Genomic DNA, 18,924 nt, shown 5'->3' with positions numbered 1-18,924 from the left:
CCAGCGAATCCTAATATTAGGTATTAGCTAAAATACCGGAATGGCGGAATAAATACGTCATTTCCGCGCAGTTTTTTGGCAAAATGCTGCCCAAATAGAAGCCAACCGCTCGCTTTCGAGCCGAAACAGATGAAAACTCCGAATTATTTCTCAATAATTTAGGCGGCGTCTTGACCGGAAATGCATTTGCGACTGTGATAGAACCACTCGCACCGGGAGAGTGAGGAACACGGTTCTCCGAGAGCCTGCTTCGGGAGCGATACGCTTTAACTATAATAGACAAAGGTTGGGAAAGATGAAAAAGATTGCTCTGTCCGTATTCCTCGGAGCGGCAGCCTTGGCATACACCGCTTCTGGCGCGTCGGCTTCGACGCTCAGCGATGTGAAGGCCAAGGGCTTTGTTCAATGCGGCGTGAATAGCGCCCTTCTTGGCTTCTCGCAGCCCGATGCCTCTGGCAACTATGCCGGTTTCGACGTCGATCTTTGCAAGGCCGTCGCTGCGGCTGTCTTTGGCGACGTAACCAAGGTAAAATACACCCCTCTTAGCGCGAAAGACCGCTTCACTGCACTGCAGTCCGGTGAAATCGACCTGCTTTCTCGCAACACCACCTGGACGATCAACCGCGATACCGCGCTCGGCCTCAACTTCCGTCCGGTTACCTACTATGACGGCCAGGGCTTCATGGTTCGTAAGGAACTTAACGTGAAGTCGGCTCTGGAACTCTCCGGCGCGGCCGTTTGCGTTCAATCCGGTACGACGACCGAGCTCAACCTCGCCGACTACTTCAAGACCAACAATCTTCAGTACAATCCGGTGGTCTTCGACAAGCTCGAAGAAGTCAACGCCGCTTACGACTCCGGCCGTTGCGACGTTTACACCACCGACCAGTCCGGCCTCTATGCCCTGCGCCTGACCCTGAAGAACCCTGACGACAACGTCGTTCTGCCGGAAATCATTTCCAAGGAGCCGCTTGGACCGGCCGTTCGCCAGGGCGACGACCAGTGGTTCGATATCATAAGCTGGACCGCTTATGCTCTGATCAATGCCGAGGAATTCGGCATTACGCAGAAGAACGTCGACGAGATGAAGAGTTCGGCCAATCCGGATATCAAGCGCTTCCTCGGCGTCGAGCAGGGCTCGACCATCGGCACCGACCTCGGCCTGACCAACGACTGGGCCTACAACGTCATCAAGGGCGTCGGCAACTATGGCGAAGTCTTCGACCGCAACATCGGCGCCGGCAGCCCGCTGAAGATTCAGCGTGGCCTGAACGCCCTCTGGAACAAGGGCGGCATTCAGTACGCACCGCCGATTCGCTGAACCGTGATCGTATGACATTGGGAAAGGCGGCTCGCCGCCTTTCCTCCCTTAAGAAAACAAGCCCGAAACGGGCATAGAGGGGAAAAAGTCTGCATGGCAATTACAATAAATTCGCCCGAAGGCGAACGCTCGTCCGGATCAGCGATCAATAATCCCAAAGTCCGAGGTCTGGTTTACCAGGTTCTTACCGTCATCATTCTGTTGGCGCTCGTCGGATTCATTATTCACAACACCGTCGAAAATCTGCGTGCGTCGAACCAGCCTTTTGGATTTGCTTTTCTCGGCGGACGCGCCGGTTTCAATCTCGGCCAAGCGCTGATTCCATTTTCGAGCGATTCCACCAACATCCAAGCGCTCATCGTCGGCCTGCTCAATACCGTTCTCATCGCAGTATCAGGTATCATTGCGGCGACAATCATCGGCTTCATCGTCGGCATCGGCCGGCTTTCGCACAACTGGCTGATCGCGAAGCTTTGCCAGGCCTATGTCGAGCTGTTCCGCAATATCCCGCCGCTGCTCGTCATCTTCTTCTGGTATAGCGGCGTTCTGGTGCTGCTGCCGCAGGCGCGTGAGGCCGTGCATCTGCCGTTCTCCAGCTATCTCAGCAATCGCGGCCTTGCCTTTCCGAGCCCGATTTTCGCAAGCGGCATGTGGGCTGTCGGCATCGCGATTGTGGTCGCCATCGTGGCCATATTCTTCATGGCCCGCTGGGCGCACAAGCGCCAGGCGGCGACCGGTCAACAGTTTCACACCATCTGGGTGTCTGTGGCCATATTCATCGCCTTGCCGCTCCTGACCTTCTTCGCAGCCGGCATGCCGCTGTCCTTTGACTATCCGGTCGCTGGCAAGTTCAATCTGACCGGCGGCTCTGTCATTGGGCCGGAATTCATCTCGCTGTTCCTCGCGCTTTCCTTCTACACCGCCTCCTACATCGCCGAAATCGTTCGCGGCGGCATTCGCGCCGTGGCCAAGGGGCAATCGGAAGCGGCCGGCGCGCTAGGGCTTCGCGCCCCAGCCATCACCCGGCTCATCGTCATTCCGCAGGCAATGCGCATCATCATTCCGCCGTTGACGAGCCAGTATCTCAACCTGACGAAGAACTCCTCGCTCGCGATTGCGATCGGCTATGCCGATCTGGTCGCCGTCGGCGGCGTCATTCTCAACCAGTCCGGCCGCGCGATCGAAGTCTTTGTGATCTGGATGGTCATCTACCTTGCGCTGAGCATAGCGACCTCCCTGTTCATGAATTGGTTCAACGCCAAGATGGCTTTGGTGGAGAGATAAGATGTCCAACGGAAGCCAAAGCTTTGTAAGCAAAACAATCCTTCCGCAACTGCCGGCTCCATCGAGCGAAAAAGGCGTCGTTCACTGGCTCAGAAAAAATCTGCTGGCGACGCCGAAAGACGTGGTTCTGACCATCCTTGCGATAGCCTTCCTCGCTTGGGCCGTTCCGCATATTGTCAACTGGCTGTTCATCCAAGCCGCCTGGAGCGGTGCCGATCGCACCTTCTGTGCGACCACCGTGCAAGGCGGAACACAACCGGATGGCTGGAGCGGCGCTTGCTGGGCGTTCGTCCGGGCGAAGTTCACCATCTTCATGGTCGGTCTTTACCCGCCGGAAGAACGTTGGCGGCCGGCTCTCGTTGCGATTATCACCATCATCCTGTTTGTGCCGATGCTGATACCGTCGGTGCCGAGAAAAGGATTGAATGCCATCCTGGCATTCATCGTGCTGCCGATCGTCGCATTTTTCCTGCTTTACGGTGGCTTTGGCCTGGAGGTCGTGGAAACGCAGAAATGGGGCGGCCTCATGGTGACGCTGGTCCTTTCCTTTGTCGCGATCGTGGTCTCCTTTCCGCTCGGCATTATGCTTGCACTCGGACGGCGTTCGAAAATGCCCGTCATCCGCATGCTGTCAGTGCTCTACATCGAAATCATCCGTGGCATTCCGCTGATCACGGTATTGTTCATGGCCAGCGTCATGCTGCCGCTCTTCCTTCCGCAGGGCTGGACGGTGGACAAATTGCTGCGCGCCGTGGTCGGTGTCTCGATGTTTACCTCGGCCTACATCGCCGAAGTTATCCGCGGCGGTCTTCAGGCTGTGCCGAAGGGCCAATTCGAAGGTGCCGATTCGCTTGGTCTCGGCTACTGGCAGAAGATGCGCTTGATTGTTCTGCCGCAGGCGATCAAGCTGGTGATACCCGGGATCGTCAACACCTACATCGGCATGTTCAAGGACACGTCGCTGGTGTCGATCATCAGCATGTTCGATCTGCTCGGTATCGTTCGTCAGAACTTTTCCGACCCGAACTGGGCAAGCGCCGTGACGCCGATTACGGGACTGGTGTTTGCCGGTTTCATATTTTGGCTGTTCTGCTTCAGCATGTCGCGCTATTCAGGCTTCATGGAACGCCATCTCGATACTGGCCACAAACGATAAAAACCGAGGGAAAAAATATGGCTGACGCCCAACCAAAAAAACTGACCATTTCCGACACGGAAGTCGCGGTTGAAATGATCAACATGAACAAGTGGTACGGCGATTTCCACGTACTGCGCGACATCAACCTGAAGGTCATGCGCGGCGAGCGCATCGTTATTGCCGGGCCTTCCGGCTCGGGCAAGTCGACGATGATCCGCTGCATCAACCGCCTTGAGGAGCATCAGAAGGGCCAGATCATCGTCGATGGCGTGGAACTCACCAACGATCTGAAGAAGATCGACGAAGTGCGCCGCGAAGTCGGCATGGTGTTCCAGCACTTCAACCTCTTTCCGCATCTAACGATCCTGGAAAACTGCACGCTGGCGCCGATCTGGGTGCGCAAGATGCCGAAGAAGCAGGCGGAAGAAATCGCGATGCACTTCCTCACCCGCGTCAAGATCCCGGAGCAGGCGAAGAAATATCCTGGCCAGCTTTCCGGGGGTCAGCAGCAGCGTGTCGCGATTGCCCGTTCGCTCTGCATGAACCCGAAGATCATGCTGTTTGACGAGCCGACCTCGGCGCTCGACCCGGAAATGATCAAGGAAGTGCTGGATACCATGGTGGGTCTGGCCGAAGAAGGCATGACCATGCTCTGCGTCACCCACGAAATGGGCTTCGCCCGCCAGGTTGCGAACCGCGTGATCTTCATGGACCAAGGCCAGATCGTCGAACAGAACTCACCGAAGGAATTCTTCGAAAACCCGCAGCACGAACGCACCAAGCTGTTCCTGAGCCAGATCCTGCACTAAGCGGACCATGCCGATGATCAAAAACCCGTCGGCTGTGACGCAGCCGGCGGGTTTTTCAATATGTGGGTCGGAATTGCGACGGCGGTTACGATTAACCATATTGACACTCCACGCAAACCAGAACATTGTGTGAACAAATCAGGGCGAGCACAATGGCATCCGGCGAAAAGTTTATTATCCTTCCCTATAAGAAGAACCGCGGAAATCTGGTGCCGGGAGAGATGCGGCAGGCGTCAAGCGCCGCCAGCGCCGAAAAGATCGCCCTTTCCATGGCCGCGCGTTTCGTCGGCGTTGCCGCCTATGCGGTCATGGTCGACGAAGAGACCGGCGACATGACGTCCCCTCGCCTCCTGGCACGGCACGGCGAGATCGCCGACTTGAACGCCGCCTGACCGAATCATCGCCCGAAGGCGTCCTGTCTCAAGCGCGCTTAATGCAAAGGTCGGCGACCTAAATATAGCCGTAGCGCCCCACTATAAACCCGATATACTGCCGCCGGCTGCGTGGGGATGCAGTTTGTAGTCATTGGGGGGACGAGACGGGACGTGAAGAAAAGCGACAGGATAATCGCTGCGCTGGCGTTTCTCGGCGCGGCAATCATCGTCGTAAGAGTGATCGGTGCAGTGGCCGGTTATGACCTCATCGACATGGCAGTGAATGCAACCAGACCGGCGGATGCTGGCGGTTGGCCAATGGAGACGCGTTTCTAATCACGACCTGGCAGACCACTGTTAATCTTTATCTACCGTGTGCCTTACAGAACAGATTGTTACTCGTCTTAGCTCGCCGCCCGACATATTTTAGCATTCACTCCAATAGCAACCCTGTCGTTTGATTACGGATTGGCGCATATTGGTCATGAAAGTGATCTGTCGCGGGGGCGTACTGTGGATAGAAAGCTTGCAGCCATCCTTTCGGCTGACGTTGTCGGCTTCAGCCGTATGATGGCGTTTGACGAAGAGGGGACGATACGGGCGCTGGACAAGTGTCGCGAAAAGATCGACAGCCTTGTGAAAGAACACGGCGGCCGCATTTTCGGCTTGGCCGGTGACGGTATCATGGCCGAGTTTCCAAGTGCCGTTCAGGCGGTTCGCTGTTCGGTGGAAATTCAACGCAACCTCGCAGATCGAACTAACGATGTTGTAGATGACCGCCCGCTGGAATTCCGTATTGGCATCAATCTCGGCGATGTCGTGGTAGCGGGAGACGATCTGCTGGGTGACGGCGTCAATGTGGCTGCGCGATTGCAAGGGATCGCAGTCGCGTCAGGGATATACATTTCCGGATCAGTCCGAGAGCATATTGACGGCAAGGTGCCGTTTAGGCTGACTAGCCTCGGCAAGTATGCTTTGAAGAACCTTCCCAAGGCCATTCCCGTTTTTCAGGTGAATTGGGATACGGCGGGGTTGGCAAGGAGTGGCATTCCGTCTCGGTCGTCGGTCGCCAAAGATATCTCTGGGCCACCGATTATCGCCGTGCTCCCGTTCGACAATCTGAGTGCAGACGACCGATGGGAACGGCTTGCCGCCGGAATATCCGCTGACATCATTGCCGACCTCGCGCGATATCCCGACCTTGCGGTGATTTCCCGTCAAACCATGGCTTTGTACAAAGGGGGACAGAACGACTTCCGATCAATCAGGTGCGACCTGAAAGCTGACTACGTTCTTGAGGGAAACCTGCAAGCAGCCGGACAGCACGTCCGGATTTCAGTACAGCTTGTCGATGCCTGCAGTGGAGCTAGCCTCTGGACGGCTCGATACGATCAATCGGCCGATGACCTGTTTACGATGCAGGACATGGTCACCGAGAACGTGGTCAACGTTCTTGGTACCTGTTGCGGTAAACTTCTGGGATTTCGACGGGATGTTGTCCGGCGTAAGAAACCAGCCAGCCTGCAAGCATATGATTGCTACCTCCTCGGCCACGAACAACACGACCTGTTCACGCGCGCGTCTAACGCTGAAGCAATCCGTTTTCTGTCCCGCGCAGTCGAACTCGATCCAACACTCGCAAGAGCCTGGACCATCTTGGGGCTCGCATATTCCTCAGGGGTCTATAACGGTTTTGCTAGAGATAATTCAGCCTGGATACAACGCTTTGAAAGCTGCATCGAACAAGCCTTGGCGCTCGATCCGGATGACACCGCGGCTCGGCTTTGCCGCGCCAGCTTCCGAGCTTTGCAAGGGAACTTCGAAGCCGCGTTGGACGAGCATAGCCTCGTCTTACAGGCATACCCAAATGATGCCGACACCCTTGCGCTGCTGGCCGGAAACTTAGCCCTAGTGGCCGGTAGTCCGGAGCAGGCCTGCGAACTCTCGCGGAGAGCCATCCGCTTGAACCCCCACATTCCCTGGTATTACGGTATGCTCGGCCGCTGCTGCTTTATCGCCGGATTCTACAGAGAGAGTGTGGCGGCACTCCATCACGCTCCACCACAAGCGCCTGCCACACTCCTGTTTTTGTCTATGGCCTTCGCGATGTTAGAGCAGAAATCTGAATCGGCAAGGTTTTCCGCCTGTCTGCATGACAGCGCTCCCGGCTTTTCTGCCGAGATATTCATAGAGGGATATCCGGTCACCAATCCTCCGGCGCTTGCAGCAATCAGAAATGGTGCATTTCGCGCGGGATTAGCCATTCAGTAGCCGTGCCATATCGTCGCACACAGCGTCGTAAAATAGGTTGAAACCCACCAAAAATCACATAACGCATTGTTTAATGAATGCCCGACCTGAGAGATAGGTGACGTTTTGTACCGGAGACATGGGTGACACTTTTCGCTTTGGCGGGAGGTGTTGATGCCGTGGAGAGAGACTTCGGTTATGGAGGAACGTCTTCGATTTGTCGCCCGTCTGCTTGAGGGCGAAGGCATGAGCGATGTGTGCCGTGCGTTCGGCATCTCGCGCAAGACCGGTTACAAGATCTTCAACCGTTACAAGGACGAGGGGTTGGAGGCACTGACGGATCGGTCACGTCGGCCGGTGCGCTATGCCAATCAGTTGCCCGAGCCGGTCGAGGCGATGATCGTGCGGCTCAAGAAGGACAAGCCGCATTGGGGTGCGCGTAAGATCCGCGAGTTATTGGTCAGGAAGCTTGCCGGCGATATACGTGTGCCCGCCAAAAGCACGGTGCATGCCATTCTCGACCGGCACGGGCTGGTCGCTCATGCCCGCAAGCGGCAACGCCATCGAGCCGAGGGAACGGCCTTATCCCAGGCGCTCATGCCGAACGATCTGTGGTGCGCCGACTTCAAGGGCGAGTTCAAACTTGGCAATGGCGGATACTGTTACCCGCTGACGGTGACCGACCAGGCCTCGCGTTTCCTTCTTGCCTGCGAAGCCTTTGAATCAACGCGCGAGCAGGGCGTGTTCGAGGCCTTCTGCCGGCTGTTTGCCGAGCGCGGCCTGCCGCTCGCCATCCGCAGCGACAACGGCTTGCCGTTTGCCTCGCCCAACGGCCTCTACAATCTGTCCAAGCTGTCCGTTTGGTGGCTGAGACTCGGCATCGTGCTCGAACGCATCAGGCCAGGCCATCCGCAAGACAACGGCCGGCACGAGCGTATGCACCTGACGCTGAAGAAAGAGGCTACCCGTCCGCCCGGCAGAAACATCCTGCAGCAGCAGGCCCGCTTCGATGCATTCGTCAGCGAATTCAATACCGAACGGCCGCACGAGGCACTGAACATGAGAACGCCGGGCAGCCTCTATGTCTCATCATCGAGATCCTATGAGGGCCTGCCGGAGATCAATTACCCCTTCCACGACAGGGATGCGCTCGTCACCAACTGCGGCCGCATCTGCATGCACCGCAAGAAGATCAATATCTCGACCGTTATGGCAGGACAAAAACTCGGCATCAAAGAAGTCGACGACGGCATTTGGCTCGTCAGCTTCATGCATTATGATCTGGGATATATCGACCTGGAACAGAGGACCTTGCAAACCATCGACAACCCGTTCGGCACGAGGTTGTCACCCATCTCTTAGGGACAAACTGTTACCTATCTCTTCGGTATGGACAAGAAGGTTTTTGGCGACCCCTGCAGGATTCGAACCTGCGACCACCTGCTTAGAAGGCAGGTGCTCTATCCAGCTGAGCTAAGGGGCCTGAAAGCCAAGCCGCCGCGAACTGCCCGCGGCTGGCAACACATGCCTGAAACTTCCGTCAAACTCAATAGGCAGCGAATTCGACGTGTGCCGGATCAATGGGTCCAGGGCTGGATGCGATTGAAACGGAAGTTATCGGTATAGGAAACCACCTGGCGGTTGGCGTCCTTGGGAGCGAGAACGCGGTATTCGATGCTGTTGCGCTGGGCATAGGCCTCGGCCTGCTCCTGCGTCTCGAAAGTCAGCTTGAGCTGCTGGCGCGTATCGGCCGACGATGTATAGCCCATGATCGGATCGATCTTGCGCGGGATTTCCTGGTCGAATTCCAGAACCCACAGATGGGTCTTGGCCTTGCCGGATTGCATGGCGGTTTTTGCGGGACGGTAAATCTTGGCAGGCATCGCTGCAGCGCCTCCGGATAAGCGGGACAGTCCCGCCTTTGCTTCTCTCGTCTTCGCCCGGCCCCATGAAGGCTGAGCATTGTGGGATTTGCTTAGCCGCGAATCCCTTTGTTTTCAAGCAAAAAGGCGGGCTGCCCAAGCTTCACTTAGGCGACACCGTCGCGTTCGACTTGTGACCGCGGACAATCCTGCTTGGAATCGGAGATGGATCGGCATGCTGATATCAGCATGCCGATCCCAGTCTCTACAGATCTGATCAAACCGCGTTTCTCAGCGGAGATTCACGCGTCTGCTGTGTAGCGATTGCGGAAGCCGAAGCGCCGGACATGTTCTCGAAGCAGAGATCAAAACCATACATGTATTCGATCTCGACCCCAGGCCACCAGATTCCACCGCCGTCAAAGGTGCTTATGATTAGAGTTCCCCCATTATCGAGATTGCACGTCAAGACGGGTTCGTCCCCCGGGGTCAGTTGCCAAGTTCCCGACTGAGACATGTTATTGCCGTCAAGTGGATACCCGGTCATCTTTATCGTGACCGAGCAAGTTACTGGCGTTAACGAGATCTGGATGTAAATGTCGCCCGTTCCAGACCCGATAACGGGGGCTTCCCACTGAAAGCCGCCCGAGAATGTCAAGGTATCGCTGCTTAGCGAAACTGTTGGGATCGATCCATTGTCACCTTCGTTGTTGAGACTGTGCCAGGCAACGTCCCTCCAGTCGAACCGGCCGGTAGCGCCGTTCGCTAACGTCGGCACCATCGGCGGCATGTAGACTTGGGTGTTTGACGTCCAGATCACGCCCTTGGACGTGTCATAGTAAACGAGGTTAGCGTCGGCCTGCACCGCAAGGTACGCTGGTGAGGAGCTCTGCGTGTTTGGACTCCACATCACTTGGCGCGGATTAACGGATTCGTTGTAGATCACGAGATTGCCGTCGGTCTGAATAGCGAAGACAAATGGGATGTCATCGTCTGTATTCGACGACCATATCGCGTAGCCCTGGAAAGTTGAATTTGGCTTCGGCGGCGCGCCATCGACCTGGTAAAGCACCAGATTGCCGTCGGTCTGCATTATCAACACGTACAGATTATTTGGGCTTATCGCCCATTGGTTCAATTGCATGGTGGTGCCGGCAGGTATCTCACCATTGGGAGCCGCGATCTGACCCGCGACTGGAACAGTCACTGCGTTCATCGAAATATCCTCCTTTAGATGCGCGAGTGAGGAATGCACCAACGCGTTCAATTTTGGCCGCACTCACGCGCCATCCCTGGCGACTGAGCGCTTCCTTCTCTCTCCTGATTGAATGGTTGGAATCATCATCTCGACCGAGGCCGAGCATTCAAAAACACGCCTGATAAGCACTATTCATTAGCAATGCGAATACAACATAATACTAATTAGCTATTTGACAACCCAGAGTTTTTAATTTTCTCGGTTGGCATCATATCTTCTGCGAAGATAACTCATTCGAGCACGCTATGTGGAAAGCTGTTATCATTTGGCATTTACCTACAAGAAATGCAGGAAAATGATTTTCAAGGATTCGCGTCAGCGCTCATTAAGAAGGGACGCAAATCTGGACGGCGCGCCGATGCACACGGGTCGACATACAAAGAATGTCGCGTAGAAAGTGCGCATTTCGTCCTTGTACTCTCATCCGCAACAGGCATGAGATCTTGCATCACAACGGAATCGAATTCGAACCGCTGCGGCTCGCCAAACAAAGAGGCACAGGTATTTCACAGGGAAAACATGGTCGGAGTGGAGAGATTCGAACTCCCGACCCTCTGGTCCCAAACCAGATGCGCTACCAGACTGCGCTACACTCCGTACCCTCACGCATAATCTCTTTGAGGAGACCGCGTCGTCCCGCTTTGCAGAACGAGTGCGGAGATACACGGTTCATCCTCGTGCTGCAACAGCTAAAATGGCGTTGAAGCTCCGATCCCCGGGGAAAATCTACTTGCCGAGTTTTGCGGAAATCGTAGCGCTCGTCACCTTGTCGCCGACGGCAAGGCCGAGTTTTCTTGCGATGCCGCCGTTCAGCTCGATGACGTAAAGCACTGACCCGCCGGAGCTGATGATCGTTTCAGAATAGGGTACGGCGTTTTCCTGAATGTGCGTGACGACGCCACTCCTGTCCAGGAAAAGCATATCGAGCGGTAGCACGGTATTCTTCATCCACATCATGACCGGGCGCGGCGCACCGAAATCGAAAAGCATGCCGTGATCGTCCGGCATGCTCTTGCGATACATCAGGCCGAACTCGAGCTGCGGCTCGGTCAATGCCAATTCCACGGTGAACTTGTGCGTTACGCCCTTGGCCGTTTTGATCGATAGCGGCTCCGAATCGAACGCCATCGATTTTTCGCTGGCCGCTTGCGCGGCAAAGGCGGGAGCGGATGCCCCGACAAGAAAAAGCGCCACGATGGCGCTCTTCAAAACAGCAGAAAACATAACTCTGGTGGTCATATCAATGCGGCCGCGTCACCGGGCTTGGCGCATCCGGATGGATCTCTGCCGCCATCAGGCCCTTCTCACCCGGCCCGAAACGGACAAGGACTACCTGTCCCGGCCGCAACTCCGCCAGACCGAAACGACGCAGCGTTTCCATGTGCACGAAGATGTCCTCTGTGCCCTCACCGCGCGTCAGGAAACCAAAGCCCTTGGTGCGGTTGAACCACTTGACCAAGGCGCGCTCGAGGCCGCTTGTCGCAGTGACCTGGACATGGGTGCGCACCGGCGGCATCTGCGACGGGTGCACGGCGGTCGACTGGTCCATCGAGAGGATTTTGAAAGCCTGATAGCCACGTTCACGGCGCTGAATCAGCGCGACGATGCGCGTGCCCTCGAGAATGGTCTGATAACCGTCGCGGCGCAGGCATGTCACATGCAACAAAACGTCCTGCATGCCGTTATCCGGAACGATGAAGCCAAAACCCTTGGCGACATCGAACCATTTGACGACGCCGGAGATTTCGATGAGCTCGACGGCTTCGCCCGACATCTCTCCGAAGTCGACGATACCCTTCGATGAAATTCTGTCACCCATCTTAGCCAACCCTCGATTACGCGTCACACTGTTACAGTTAACTGATTCCTTGAAATCAAGATTAACATCTTGGTAACGGAAAAGCGCAAGTCCTAGTTTTCGTTTATTCCCATCCGTAGATTAGCGCGCCGAGTCTTGCCTGAAGCTGGTGTCTCGTTTCAGATCGTCTCAGCACAAACATTAGAGAGGAAACAGAATGCGTTATCTTCACACCATGGTCCGCGTTACCGATCTCGACGCCTCACTACACTTTTATAGCACTCTCTTCGGCCTCACCGAAACCCGTCGCTACGAAAACGAGAAAGGCCGTTTCACTCTCGTTTTCCTTGCTGCCAGCGAGGATGTAGACGCATCCCGAAGCAGCGGCGCGCCCAGTCTGGAACTCACCTACAACTGGGACCCTGAAGAGTATACCGGAGGACGGAACTTCGGTCACCTCGCCTATGAGGTCGATGACATCTACGCAATCTGCCAGAAACTTATGGACAATGGCATTACTATCAACCGGCCGCCCCGCGATGGTCACATGGCTTTCGTGCGGTCTCCGGACGGCATTTCCATCGAGATCCTGCAGAAGGGTGCCGACCTTGCTTCGGCCGAGCCCTGGGCTTCGATGCCCAATACCGGCGCCTGGTGAGGCGCTAGCTTTCGCGAGGCTTACGGCGCGCGCGGAGCCACCGGTTTCGCGCTTGCCGGCCGCACCCGCTCTCCGGCATGCTTGGACGACTCGAAGCATCATGCATCGGATTTCGCGCGGTCATCGTTCCCAGTAGGAAGCCGCTCGACATCATCGTCCCTCGCAAGAGGCCGTTCCGGTGCCAACTTTTAAGCGGGGAACGTCCTTTGTGCGATCGGCAGATTCTATCCGGCAATAAAAAGCTCGCAAGCACTATTGCCATCGCCATGTCATTTTTGATGCTCGCCGGCTGCGCGACGACAGGCAGCAAGCCGAAACAGGCAGCCGAGGTCGAGCCGAAGCCCAATGCTGCCGAAGAGCTCGCCGACGCTCTCAACACCAAAGCCGACGCGAAACGGCAAAAGGGCGACGCCTATCGCGATCCGCTGGTACACAGCGTTCACGGCGCGCATCCGCAGATGGTAGCTGAAGCCACGGGCAATCAATCCTTTTTCCCGCCGGCACCCGCCGGGGCAGCGCCTGTGGCAACAGACGCGCCGGCCGGCATGGCCGGCCTGGTGACGCAGCCGACCGCGGTCAATGCCAATAGAAGCAGCATCTATTCGACGCCCGCGCCGATTGCCGTCAATCCGGATGGAACGCTGGCCACCCAGCCGGGTGGCGGACAGCCGCAGGGACCTAGTCCGATCATGCGCAGCGTCTACAGTATGCCGCCCAGTGCGACGCAGAATGTCACGCCACAACAGGGCAATGGCGGCATGCCCGTCGACCAGACATCCGAGGCGGTCATCCCTCCGCCCGTCATCCGCAACGCCGCCAACGCGTCGGGAAGCCCGATGAGGCCGACAGCGGACGCCACGCCCTCGAAAATTTTGCCCGCCCGCGGCTCCAGTGCCCGCAGAATCGACAGCAAGGAAGCACTGATGCTGGCGCATATCGTTGCGTCGAAGGGCCAGGGCCAGGATGGCAAGCCGCTGATAACCCAGCCGCAGAGCGGATCGGGGTTCTAAACCGGTCCCATCTGCAAACTCCCGCAACATGCTGTTAAGGCGAGCTTATTCAAGCTTCGATGCGCCGTTACGCTTCTGTCATTTTTTCCAAGAAAAAGCGAAATAGACGCTTGCGGGAATGAAATCACCCCGCTATAAGCGCGCCACACAACAGCACGCGCCCTTCGTCTATCGGTTAGGACGACAGATTTTCATTCTGTAAAGAGGGGTTCGACTCCCCTAGGGCGTGCCACTGTTCTTCCTCTCCTACAACAATGAGCTACCTTCCGCTTGCGGTGGCTTTGCGCTATTCCTATATGGTCGCAAGCGCAGCCTGCGCCCTTCGTCTATCGGTTAGGACGACAGATTCTCATTCTGTAAAGAGGGGTTCGACTCCCCTAGGGCGTACCAATCGGACCCACCACGAACTTTTCCACAAGTACCTCGAAAAATTCGCCCTTACCCGTAGATTTTTCTCGATTTTCCGCTTGCGGGAACAAAAGGTGCTGACTATAAGGGCGCCACAGCACGCGCCCTTCGTCTATCGGTTAGGACGACAGATTTTCATTCTGTAAAGAGGGGTTCGACTCCCCTAGGGCGTGCCACTGTTTCCCTTCCCTAAAGCTCTGATTCTTCATCATTAACGCGACAGTTTCCGTGCGCAGCTCATGGCGCCTTGGCGGCATCCATGACACGCAACTGGACACGCCTTGCGCCCTGCCAATGGTCGGCGCCGAGGGTGCCGGCGATGTGGATCTGGGATCCGCGGGAGGAGAGCAGCAGCTCGCCAAGGGGCGTTTCAACGGCGCGGAAGGCGATGCCGTCGAGGCGGCCACCGTCCTGGGCCTCCAGGGTGATCTTGATATGGGATTGGCCGACCAAGCGCGAATCGCGCAGGCGGTGGCTCGGAAGAGCGAAGATCGGCTGCGGATGGCCGGAACCGTAGGGGCCGGCAGTTTCAAGCTGATCGACCAGCTCCACCGTCGCGCCGCCAGCACCGAGAGCACCGTCTATCTTCAGCGTTTCGTTGGCGACGAGGCCGGCGACTTGTCTCTCCGCCTTCTCCGTGAAGAAGGCCCGGAGTTTGCCGAGATTGGCGCGCTCGACCGTCAGACCCGCCGCCATGGCATGACCGCCGCCCTTGACGAGCAGGCCAGCATCGACGGCAGCGCGCACCATGCGGCCCATGTCGAAACCGTTGATCGAGCGACCGGAGCCAGTGCCTCGCCCCATCGAATCAAAGGCAATGGCAAAGGCGGGGCGGCGGAACTTATCCTTCAGCCGAGAGGCAATCAGGCCAACGATGCCGGGATGCCAGCTTTCCCGTGCCGTGACGATAACGGAGGCTCCGTCGCCGTTGCCGTATTCGGCCAGCGCTTCAGCTTCAGCCTCCTGCAACATGGCGGCTTCCATCGCCTGGCGTTCGCGGTTGAGCTCGTCCAGCCTCTCCGCGATCGTCTCGGCCTCGGAGGCAACGTCGAGCGTCAGCAGCCGGGCGCCAAGCGCGGCATCACCGATACGCCCGCCGGCGTTGATGCGCGGGCCGATCATGAAACCAAAGTGATACGGGCTCACAGGGCCGCCGAGCCCAGCTTTTCGAAATAGGGCGGCCAGGCCGGGATTGCCCTGATGGCGCGCGGCGATCAGGCCCTTGACGACGTAAGCACGATTCAGCCCTTTCAGCGGCACGACATCGCAGACAGTTGCCAGCGCGACGATATCGAGCCAGGCAAGCAGGTCGATGGAGCGCACACGGGCATCGCCAGCCTCGCGCAACTGCCGCAGGGCCGCGACCAGAACCATAAAGACAACGCCGGCAGCACAGAGATGTCCCTGCCCCGATAGATCGTCCTCTCGATTCGGATTGACCAGCGCATGGCAAGGCGGCAGCTCATGCGCAACCTGGTGATGATCGATGACGACGACGTCGATATTGCGGGCCTTCGCCGCTTCCAGCGATTCGAAGCTGGTGGAACCGCAATCGACGGTAACGATCAGCGTTGCGCCATTATCGATGAGCTGGTTGATGGCAGTGGGATTCGGGCCGTAGCCTTCGAAGATGCGGTCTGGGATATAGATGCTGGCCGGCACGCCGAAATGGGTGAGAAAGCGGTAGAGCAGCGCCGAGGATGCCGCGCCGTCGACGTCGTAGTCACCAAAGATCGCAACCGTCTCGCCCGCCTTAACGGCGCGCAGGAGACGTTGTGCTGCCTTCTCGCAGTCGGTCAGCAGATGGGGGTCTGGCATCAGGCTGCGGATCGTGGGGTCGAGGAAGGCCATGGCCTCTTCGAGGCCGACGCCGCGGCCGGCGAGAACGCGGGCAATCAGATCCGGCAGCCCGTGCGTTTGCGCGATGGCCAGCGCCCGATTCTGGCCGGCCTGGTCGAGCCGGGAAATCCAGCGATTGCCGGAGACGGAGCGTTCGACGCCCAGAAATGCCCGCTGCACAGGATCTGCCGGCTGTTCCACCATCTCTCCCAGAATTGGAAGACCCGTTCCGATTTACCGGAGCGGGCCTTAGTCGTCGGAATTATTCCTTCGGCCGCTCGATGCGGATGACCTGCGGCTCGCCGACAAGATAGCCCTCGGTCTTGATCGCGGCGACAGCCTTGCGCACCGAATCCTCCGTCGTCGCATGGGTGACGAGGATGATCGTCTGATGATGGGCCGGCGCCAGATGCTGCGTCGCGCGCTGCACGATCGATTCCAGCGAAATGTGGTTTTCCGCCATGCGGGTCGCGACGCTGGCGAAAACGCCGGTGCGGTCGAGAACGGTCAGGCGGATGAAATAGCCGCCTTCGTGGCTCTGCATCTGCGCCTTGCGATAGGGTTCCAGCGCCTTGGCAGGGTGACCGAGCACCGGCACGCGCTGCGCACCCGGCTGGCTCTTGGCGATGTCGGCAATATCGCCGAGTACGGAGGAAGCCGTCGCGTTGCCGCCGGCGCCGGGGCCGACCATCAGCAGTTCGCCGAGAATGTCCGATTCGATCGCGACGGCATTGGTGACGCCATCGACCTGGGCGATGACCGATTCGAGCGGCACCATGGTCGGGTGAACGCGCTGTTCGATGCCTGTTTCGGTGCGCTGGGCGACGCCGAGCAGCTTGATGCGGTAGCCAAGGTCGGCTGCGGCGCGGATGTCCTCGATGGAGATATTGGTGATCCCCTCGAGATAGATATCATCGGCCGCGATGCGGTTGCCGAAGGCAAGCGTCGTCAGGATGGCGAGCTTGTGTGCCGTGTCGTTGCCCTCGATGTCGAAGGCCGGATCAGCTTCGGCATAGCCGAGACGCTGGGCTTCCTTCAGGCAATCGGTAAAGGACAGGCCCTCCTTCTCCATCCGGGTCAGGATGTAGTTGCAGGTGCCGTTCATGATGCCGTAGACGCGCGAGATCGTGTTGCCGGTCAGGGATTCACGCAATGCCTTGATGACGGGAATGCCACCGGCGACGGCCGCTTCGAAGTTGAGCAGTGCGCCTTTCTCCTCGGCAATCTCGGCAAGTTCGACGCCGTGATAGGCGAGCAGCGCCTTATTGGCGGTGACGACATGCAGACCACGGGCAAGAGCCGCACGCACGGCGGCGTTGGCCGCGCCTTCGGCACCGCCGATCAGCTCGACAAAGACGTCGATGTCGGCCTTCTGCGCCAGGTCGACCGGGCCGCCGAACCATTCGATGCCGGTGAGGTCGATGCCACGATCCTTGGTGCGATCGCGGGCGGTTACGGCGACGATCTTGACGGGGCGGCCGCAGGTGACGGCAAGCTCGTTGGCGCGGCTCTGAATGATACGGACGAGCGAGGCACCAACGGTGCCCAAGCCCGCAATGCCGATTTTGAGGGCATCTGCCATGAACAATTCCTGATCAATGTCTTGGGACACGGCAGCCGCGGGAACGGCTGCCGTGAGAAATTAAGAGCGGTGAGCGTTCAGTGAAATCACGTTATGCATGGTCTCATCCGCTGTGGAGAGGAAGCGCTTCAGATTGCGCGCTGCCTGGCGGATGCGATGCTCGTTCTCGACCAGCGCGATGCGGACGTAGTCGTCGCCCTGCTCGCCGAAGCCGATGCCGGGCGCCACCGCGATGTCGGCCTTCTCGACGAGAAGCTTCGAGAACTCCAGCGAGCCGAGATGACGGAATTTTTCCGGGATTTTCGCCCAGGCAAACATCGTCGCTGCCGGCGGCGGCACGTCGAAGCCGGCCTTGCCGAAGCTGTCGACCAGCACGTCACGGCGGCGCTTGTAGATGTTGCGAACTTCCGCAATATCGGAGCCGTCACCGTTCAGCGCATGCGTTGCCGCCACCTGGATCGGCGTGAAGGCACCGTAATCGAGGTAGGACTTCACGCGTGTCAGCGCCGCGATCAGGCGCTCGTTGCCGACTGCAAAGCCCATGCGCCAGCCAGGCATGGAGAAGGTCTTCGACATCGAGGTGAACTCGACGGTGACATCCATCGCGCCCGGAACTTCCAGAACGGACGGCGGCGGATCGTCGTTGAAATAGATTTCCGAATAGGCCAGATCCGAGAGCACGATGATGTCGTGCTTCTTGGCGAAAGCGATGACTTCCTTGTAGAAATCGAGCGTCGCGACATAGGCCGTCGGGTTCGACGGATAGTTGAGGATCAAGGCCAGCGGCTTCGGGATAGAGTGGCGCACGGCCCGTTCCAGCGGCGGGAAGAAGCTGTCGTCCGGCTCGACCTGCATCGAGCGGATGACGCCGCCTGCCATCAGGAAGCCGAAGGCATGGATCGGATAGGTCGGGTTCGGGCAAAGGATTACATCACCCGGCGCCGTAATCGCCTGCGCCATGTTGGCGAAGCCTTCCTTGGAGCCGAGGGTGGCGACCACCTGCGTATCCGGATTGAGCTTGACGCCGAAGCGACGGGCATAATAGGCGGCCTGCGCACGGCGCAGTCCCGGAATGCCCTTGGACGAGGAATAGCGATGCGTGCGCGGGTCCTGGACCACTTCGCACAGCTTATCGACGATGGCCTTGGGGGTCGGAAGGTCCGGATTGCCCATGCCGAGGTCGATGATGTCGGCCCCGCCCGCTCGCGCGCTGGCCTTCAAACGGTTGACCTGTTCGAAGACGTAGGGCGGCAAGCGCCGGACTTTATGAAACTCTTCCATTTCTTTCCCCATGGGACAGCGGCCCTCACAACCGCAATGAAGTTCGTCAATC

General features: G+C 58.0%; 17 protein-coding genes and 5 tRNA genes. 13 read left to right on the top strand and 9 right to left on the bottom strand.

The features are described 5' to 3' along the window. Window positions 1–295 precede the first annotated feature (295 nt). The 8 genes from N2601_RS06195 to N2601_RS06160 all read left to right on the top strand — a co-directional run bounded on the left by N2601_RS06195 (window position 296) and on the right by N2601_RS06160 (window position 8,538). Window positions 296–1,321 (top strand): amino acid ABC transporter substrate-binding protein, encoded by a 1,026-nt coding sequence (locus N2601_RS06195; RefSeq protein ID WP_260303854.1) that lies wholly within the window; start codon window positions 296–298, stop codon window positions 1,319–1,321. Window positions 1,322–1,414: 93 nt separating this feature from the next. Next, the gene (locus N2601_RS06190; RefSeq protein WP_104822961.1) at window positions 1,415–2,605 is read left to right on the top strand and encodes an amino acid ABC transporter permease; all 1,191 of its coding nucleotides are present in this window, start codon (window positions 1,415–1,417) and stop codon (window positions 2,603–2,605) included. A gap of 1 nt (window position 2,606) precedes the next feature. After that, window positions 2,607–3,761, top strand: a complete 1,155-nt coding sequence (locus N2601_RS06185; protein ID WP_104822960.1) for an amino acid ABC transporter permease — start codon at window positions 2,607–2,609, stop codon at window positions 3,759–3,761. A gap of 17 nt (window positions 3,762–3,778) precedes the next feature. Continuing rightward, window positions 3,779–4,552, top strand: a complete 774-nt coding sequence (locus N2601_RS06180; protein WP_104822959.1) for an amino acid ABC transporter ATP-binding protein — start codon at window positions 3,779–3,781, stop codon at window positions 4,550–4,552. Between the two features lie 152 nt (window positions 4,553–4,704). Further along, window positions 4,705–4,944, top strand: coding sequence for a hypothetical protein (locus N2601_RS06175; protein WP_104822958.1), 240 nt, complete (start codon window positions 4,705–4,707; stop codon window positions 4,942–4,944). Between the two features lie 153 nt (window positions 4,945–5,097). Then, a complete protein-coding gene (locus tag N2601_RS06170) occupies window positions 5,098–5,262 on the top strand; it encodes a hypothetical protein (protein ID WP_199773544.1) in 165 nt (54 codons plus the stop codon). 177 nt (window positions 5,263–5,439) lie between these two features. Continuing rightward, window positions 5,440–7,197 carry an adenylate/guanylate cyclase domain-containing protein gene (locus N2601_RS06165; RefSeq protein ID WP_104822957.1) on the top strand — a complete coding sequence of 586 codons (1,758 nt, stop codon included), beginning with the start codon at window positions 5,440–5,442 and terminating at the stop codon, window positions 7,195–7,197. A gap of 153 nt (window positions 7,198–7,350) precedes the next feature. Next, window positions 7,351–8,538, top strand: coding sequence for an IS481 family transposase (locus N2601_RS06160; RefSeq protein WP_104822956.1), 1,188 nt, complete (start codon window positions 7,351–7,353; stop codon window positions 8,536–8,538). Window positions 8,539–8,582: 44 nt separating this feature from the next. Here N2601_RS06160 and N2601_RS06155 read toward each other — a convergent pair. The 6 genes from N2601_RS06155 to N2601_RS06130 form a co-directional block, all read right to left on the bottom strand. After that, window positions 8,583–8,659, bottom strand: a tRNA-Arg gene (locus tag N2601_RS06155). 94 nt (window positions 8,660–8,753) lie between these two features. Beyond that, window positions 8,754–9,059: an ETC complex I subunit gene (locus N2601_RS06150; protein WP_104822955.1), complete on the bottom strand. Its 306-nt coding sequence runs from the start codon at window positions 9,057–9,059 to the stop codon at window positions 8,754–8,756. A 256-nt stretch (window positions 9,060–9,315) separates the two neighbouring features. Continuing rightward, window positions 9,316–10,254 carry a hypothetical protein gene (locus tag N2601_RS06145; RefSeq protein WP_104822954.1) on the bottom strand — a complete coding sequence of 313 codons (939 nt, stop codon included), beginning with the start codon at window positions 10,252–10,254 and terminating at the stop codon, window positions 9,316–9,318. Between the two features lie 562 nt (window positions 10,255–10,816). After that, window positions 10,817–10,893 (bottom strand) — tRNA-Pro (locus N2601_RS06140). Between the two features lie 129 nt (window positions 10,894–11,022). After that, window positions 11,023–11,535, bottom strand: a complete 513-nt coding sequence (locus N2601_RS06135; RefSeq protein WP_104822953.1) for a DUF192 domain-containing protein — start codon at window positions 11,533–11,535, stop codon at window positions 11,023–11,025. 1 nt (window position 11,536) lies between these two features. Then, window positions 11,537–12,115 carry a cold-shock protein gene (locus N2601_RS06130; RefSeq protein ID WP_028753855.1) on the bottom strand — a complete coding sequence of 193 codons (579 nt, stop codon included), beginning with the start codon at window positions 12,113–12,115 and terminating at the stop codon, window positions 11,537–11,539. Window positions 12,116–12,311: 196 nt separating this feature from the next. Between N2601_RS06130 and N2601_RS06125 the strand changes: the two genes are divergently transcribed. From N2601_RS06125 to N2601_RS06105, 5 genes are all read left to right on the top strand, one after another. Then, window positions 12,312–12,752, top strand: a complete 441-nt coding sequence (locus tag N2601_RS06125; RefSeq protein ID WP_104822952.1) for a VOC family protein — start codon at window positions 12,312–12,314, stop codon at window positions 12,750–12,752. A gap of 266 nt (window positions 12,753–13,018) precedes the next feature. Then, on the top strand, window positions 13,019–13,762 hold the full coding sequence (locus N2601_RS06120) for a hypothetical protein (RefSeq protein WP_245463955.1): 744 nt from the start codon (window positions 13,019–13,021) through the stop codon (window positions 13,760–13,762). Between the two features lie 157 nt (window positions 13,763–13,919). Further along, a tRNA-Glu gene (locus N2601_RS06115) sits at window positions 13,920–13,994 on the top strand. Between the two features lie 83 nt (window positions 13,995–14,077). Continuing rightward, window positions 14,078–14,152, top strand: a tRNA-Glu gene (locus N2601_RS06110). 119 nt (window positions 14,153–14,271) lie between these two features. Beyond that, window positions 14,272–14,346 (top strand) — tRNA-Glu (locus N2601_RS06105). A 61-nt stretch (window positions 14,347–14,407) separates the two neighbouring features. On the opposite strand, the gene recJ is transcribed toward N2601_RS06105, so the two are convergent. From recJ to N2601_RS06090, 3 genes are read right to left on the bottom strand one after another with little or no spacing between them, the layout of a single operon-like run. Then, a complete protein-coding gene (gene recJ / locus N2601_RS06100) occupies window positions 14,408–16,213 on the bottom strand; it encodes a single-stranded-DNA-specific exonuclease RecJ (protein ID WP_104822950.1) in 1,806 nt (601 codons plus the stop codon). A gap of 58 nt (window positions 16,214–16,271) precedes the next feature. After that, the gene (locus N2601_RS06095) at window positions 16,272–17,591 is read right to left on the bottom strand and encodes a homoserine dehydrogenase (protein WP_104822949.1); all 1,320 of its coding nucleotides are present in this window, start codon (window positions 17,589–17,591) and stop codon (window positions 16,272–16,274) included. Window positions 17,592–17,651: 60 nt separating this feature from the next. After that, window positions 17,652–18,872: an LL-diaminopimelate aminotransferase gene (locus N2601_RS06090; RefSeq protein ID WP_028753861.1), complete on the bottom strand. Its 1,221-nt coding sequence runs from the start codon at window positions 18,870–18,872 to the stop codon at window positions 17,652–17,654. Window positions 18,873–18,924: the final 52 nt, after the last annotated feature.

The organism is Rhizobium sp. CB3060, from assembly GCF_025200735.1.
Taxonomy (GTDB): Bacteria; Pseudomonadota; Alphaproteobacteria; order Rhizobiales; family Rhizobiaceae; genus Rhizobium.
Note: the sequence above shows the minus strand (reverse complement) of the source record. Positions and strands in the feature narration are given on the sequence as shown.

Coding starts and splice junctions, on each gene's coding strand:
- N2601_RS06150 (WP_104822955.1), bottom strand. CDS start 9,059: ATGCCTGCCAAGATTTACCGTCCCGCAAAAACCGCCATGCAATCCGGC.
- N2601_RS06130 (WP_028753855.1), bottom strand. CDS start 12,115: ATGGGTGACAGAATTTCATCGAAGGGTATCGTCGACTTCGGAGAGATG.
- N2601_RS06125 (WP_104822952.1), top strand. CDS start 12,312: ATGCGTTATCTTCACACCATGGTCCGCGTTACCGATCTCGACGCCTCA.
- N2601_RS06135 (WP_104822953.1), bottom strand. CDS start 11,535: ATGACCACCAGAGTTATGTTTTCTGCTGTTTTGAAGAGCGCCATCGTG.
- N2601_RS06190 (WP_104822961.1), top strand. CDS start 1,415: ATGGCAATTACAATAAATTCGCCCGAAGGCGAACGCTCGTCCGGATCA.
- N2601_RS06180 (WP_104822959.1), top strand. CDS start 3,779: ATGGCTGACGCCCAACCAAAAAAACTGACCATTTCCGACACGGAAGTC.
- N2601_RS06120 (WP_245463955.1), top strand. CDS start 13,019: ATGTCATTTTTGATGCTCGCCGGCTGCGCGACGACAGGCAGCAAGCCG.
- N2601_RS06160 (WP_104822956.1), top strand. CDS start 7,351: ATGCCGTGGAGAGAGACTTCGGTTATGGAGGAACGTCTTCGATTTGTC.
- N2601_RS06095 (WP_104822949.1), bottom strand. CDS start 17,591: ATGGCAGATGCCCTCAAAATCGGCATTGCGGGCTTGGGCACCGTTGGT.
- N2601_RS06090 (WP_028753861.1), bottom strand. CDS start 18,872: ATGGAAGAGTTTCATAAAGTCCGGCGCTTGCCGCCCTACGTCTTCGAA.
- recJ (WP_104822950.1), bottom strand. CDS start 16,213: ATGGTGGAACAGCCGGCAGATCCTGTGCAGCGGGCATTTCTGGGCGTC.
- N2601_RS06175 (WP_104822958.1), top strand. CDS start 4,705: ATGGCATCCGGCGAAAAGTTTATTATCCTTCCCTATAAGAAGAACCGC.
- N2601_RS06195 (WP_260303854.1), top strand. CDS start 296: ATGAAAAAGATTGCTCTGTCCGTATTCCTCGGAGCGGCAGCCTTGGCA.
- N2601_RS06145 (WP_104822954.1), bottom strand. CDS start 10,254: ATGAACGCAGTGACTGTTCCAGTCGCGGGTCAGATCGCGGCTCCCAAT.
- N2601_RS06185 (WP_104822960.1), top strand. CDS start 2,607: ATGTCCAACGGAAGCCAAAGCTTTGTAAGCAAAACAATCCTTCCGCAA.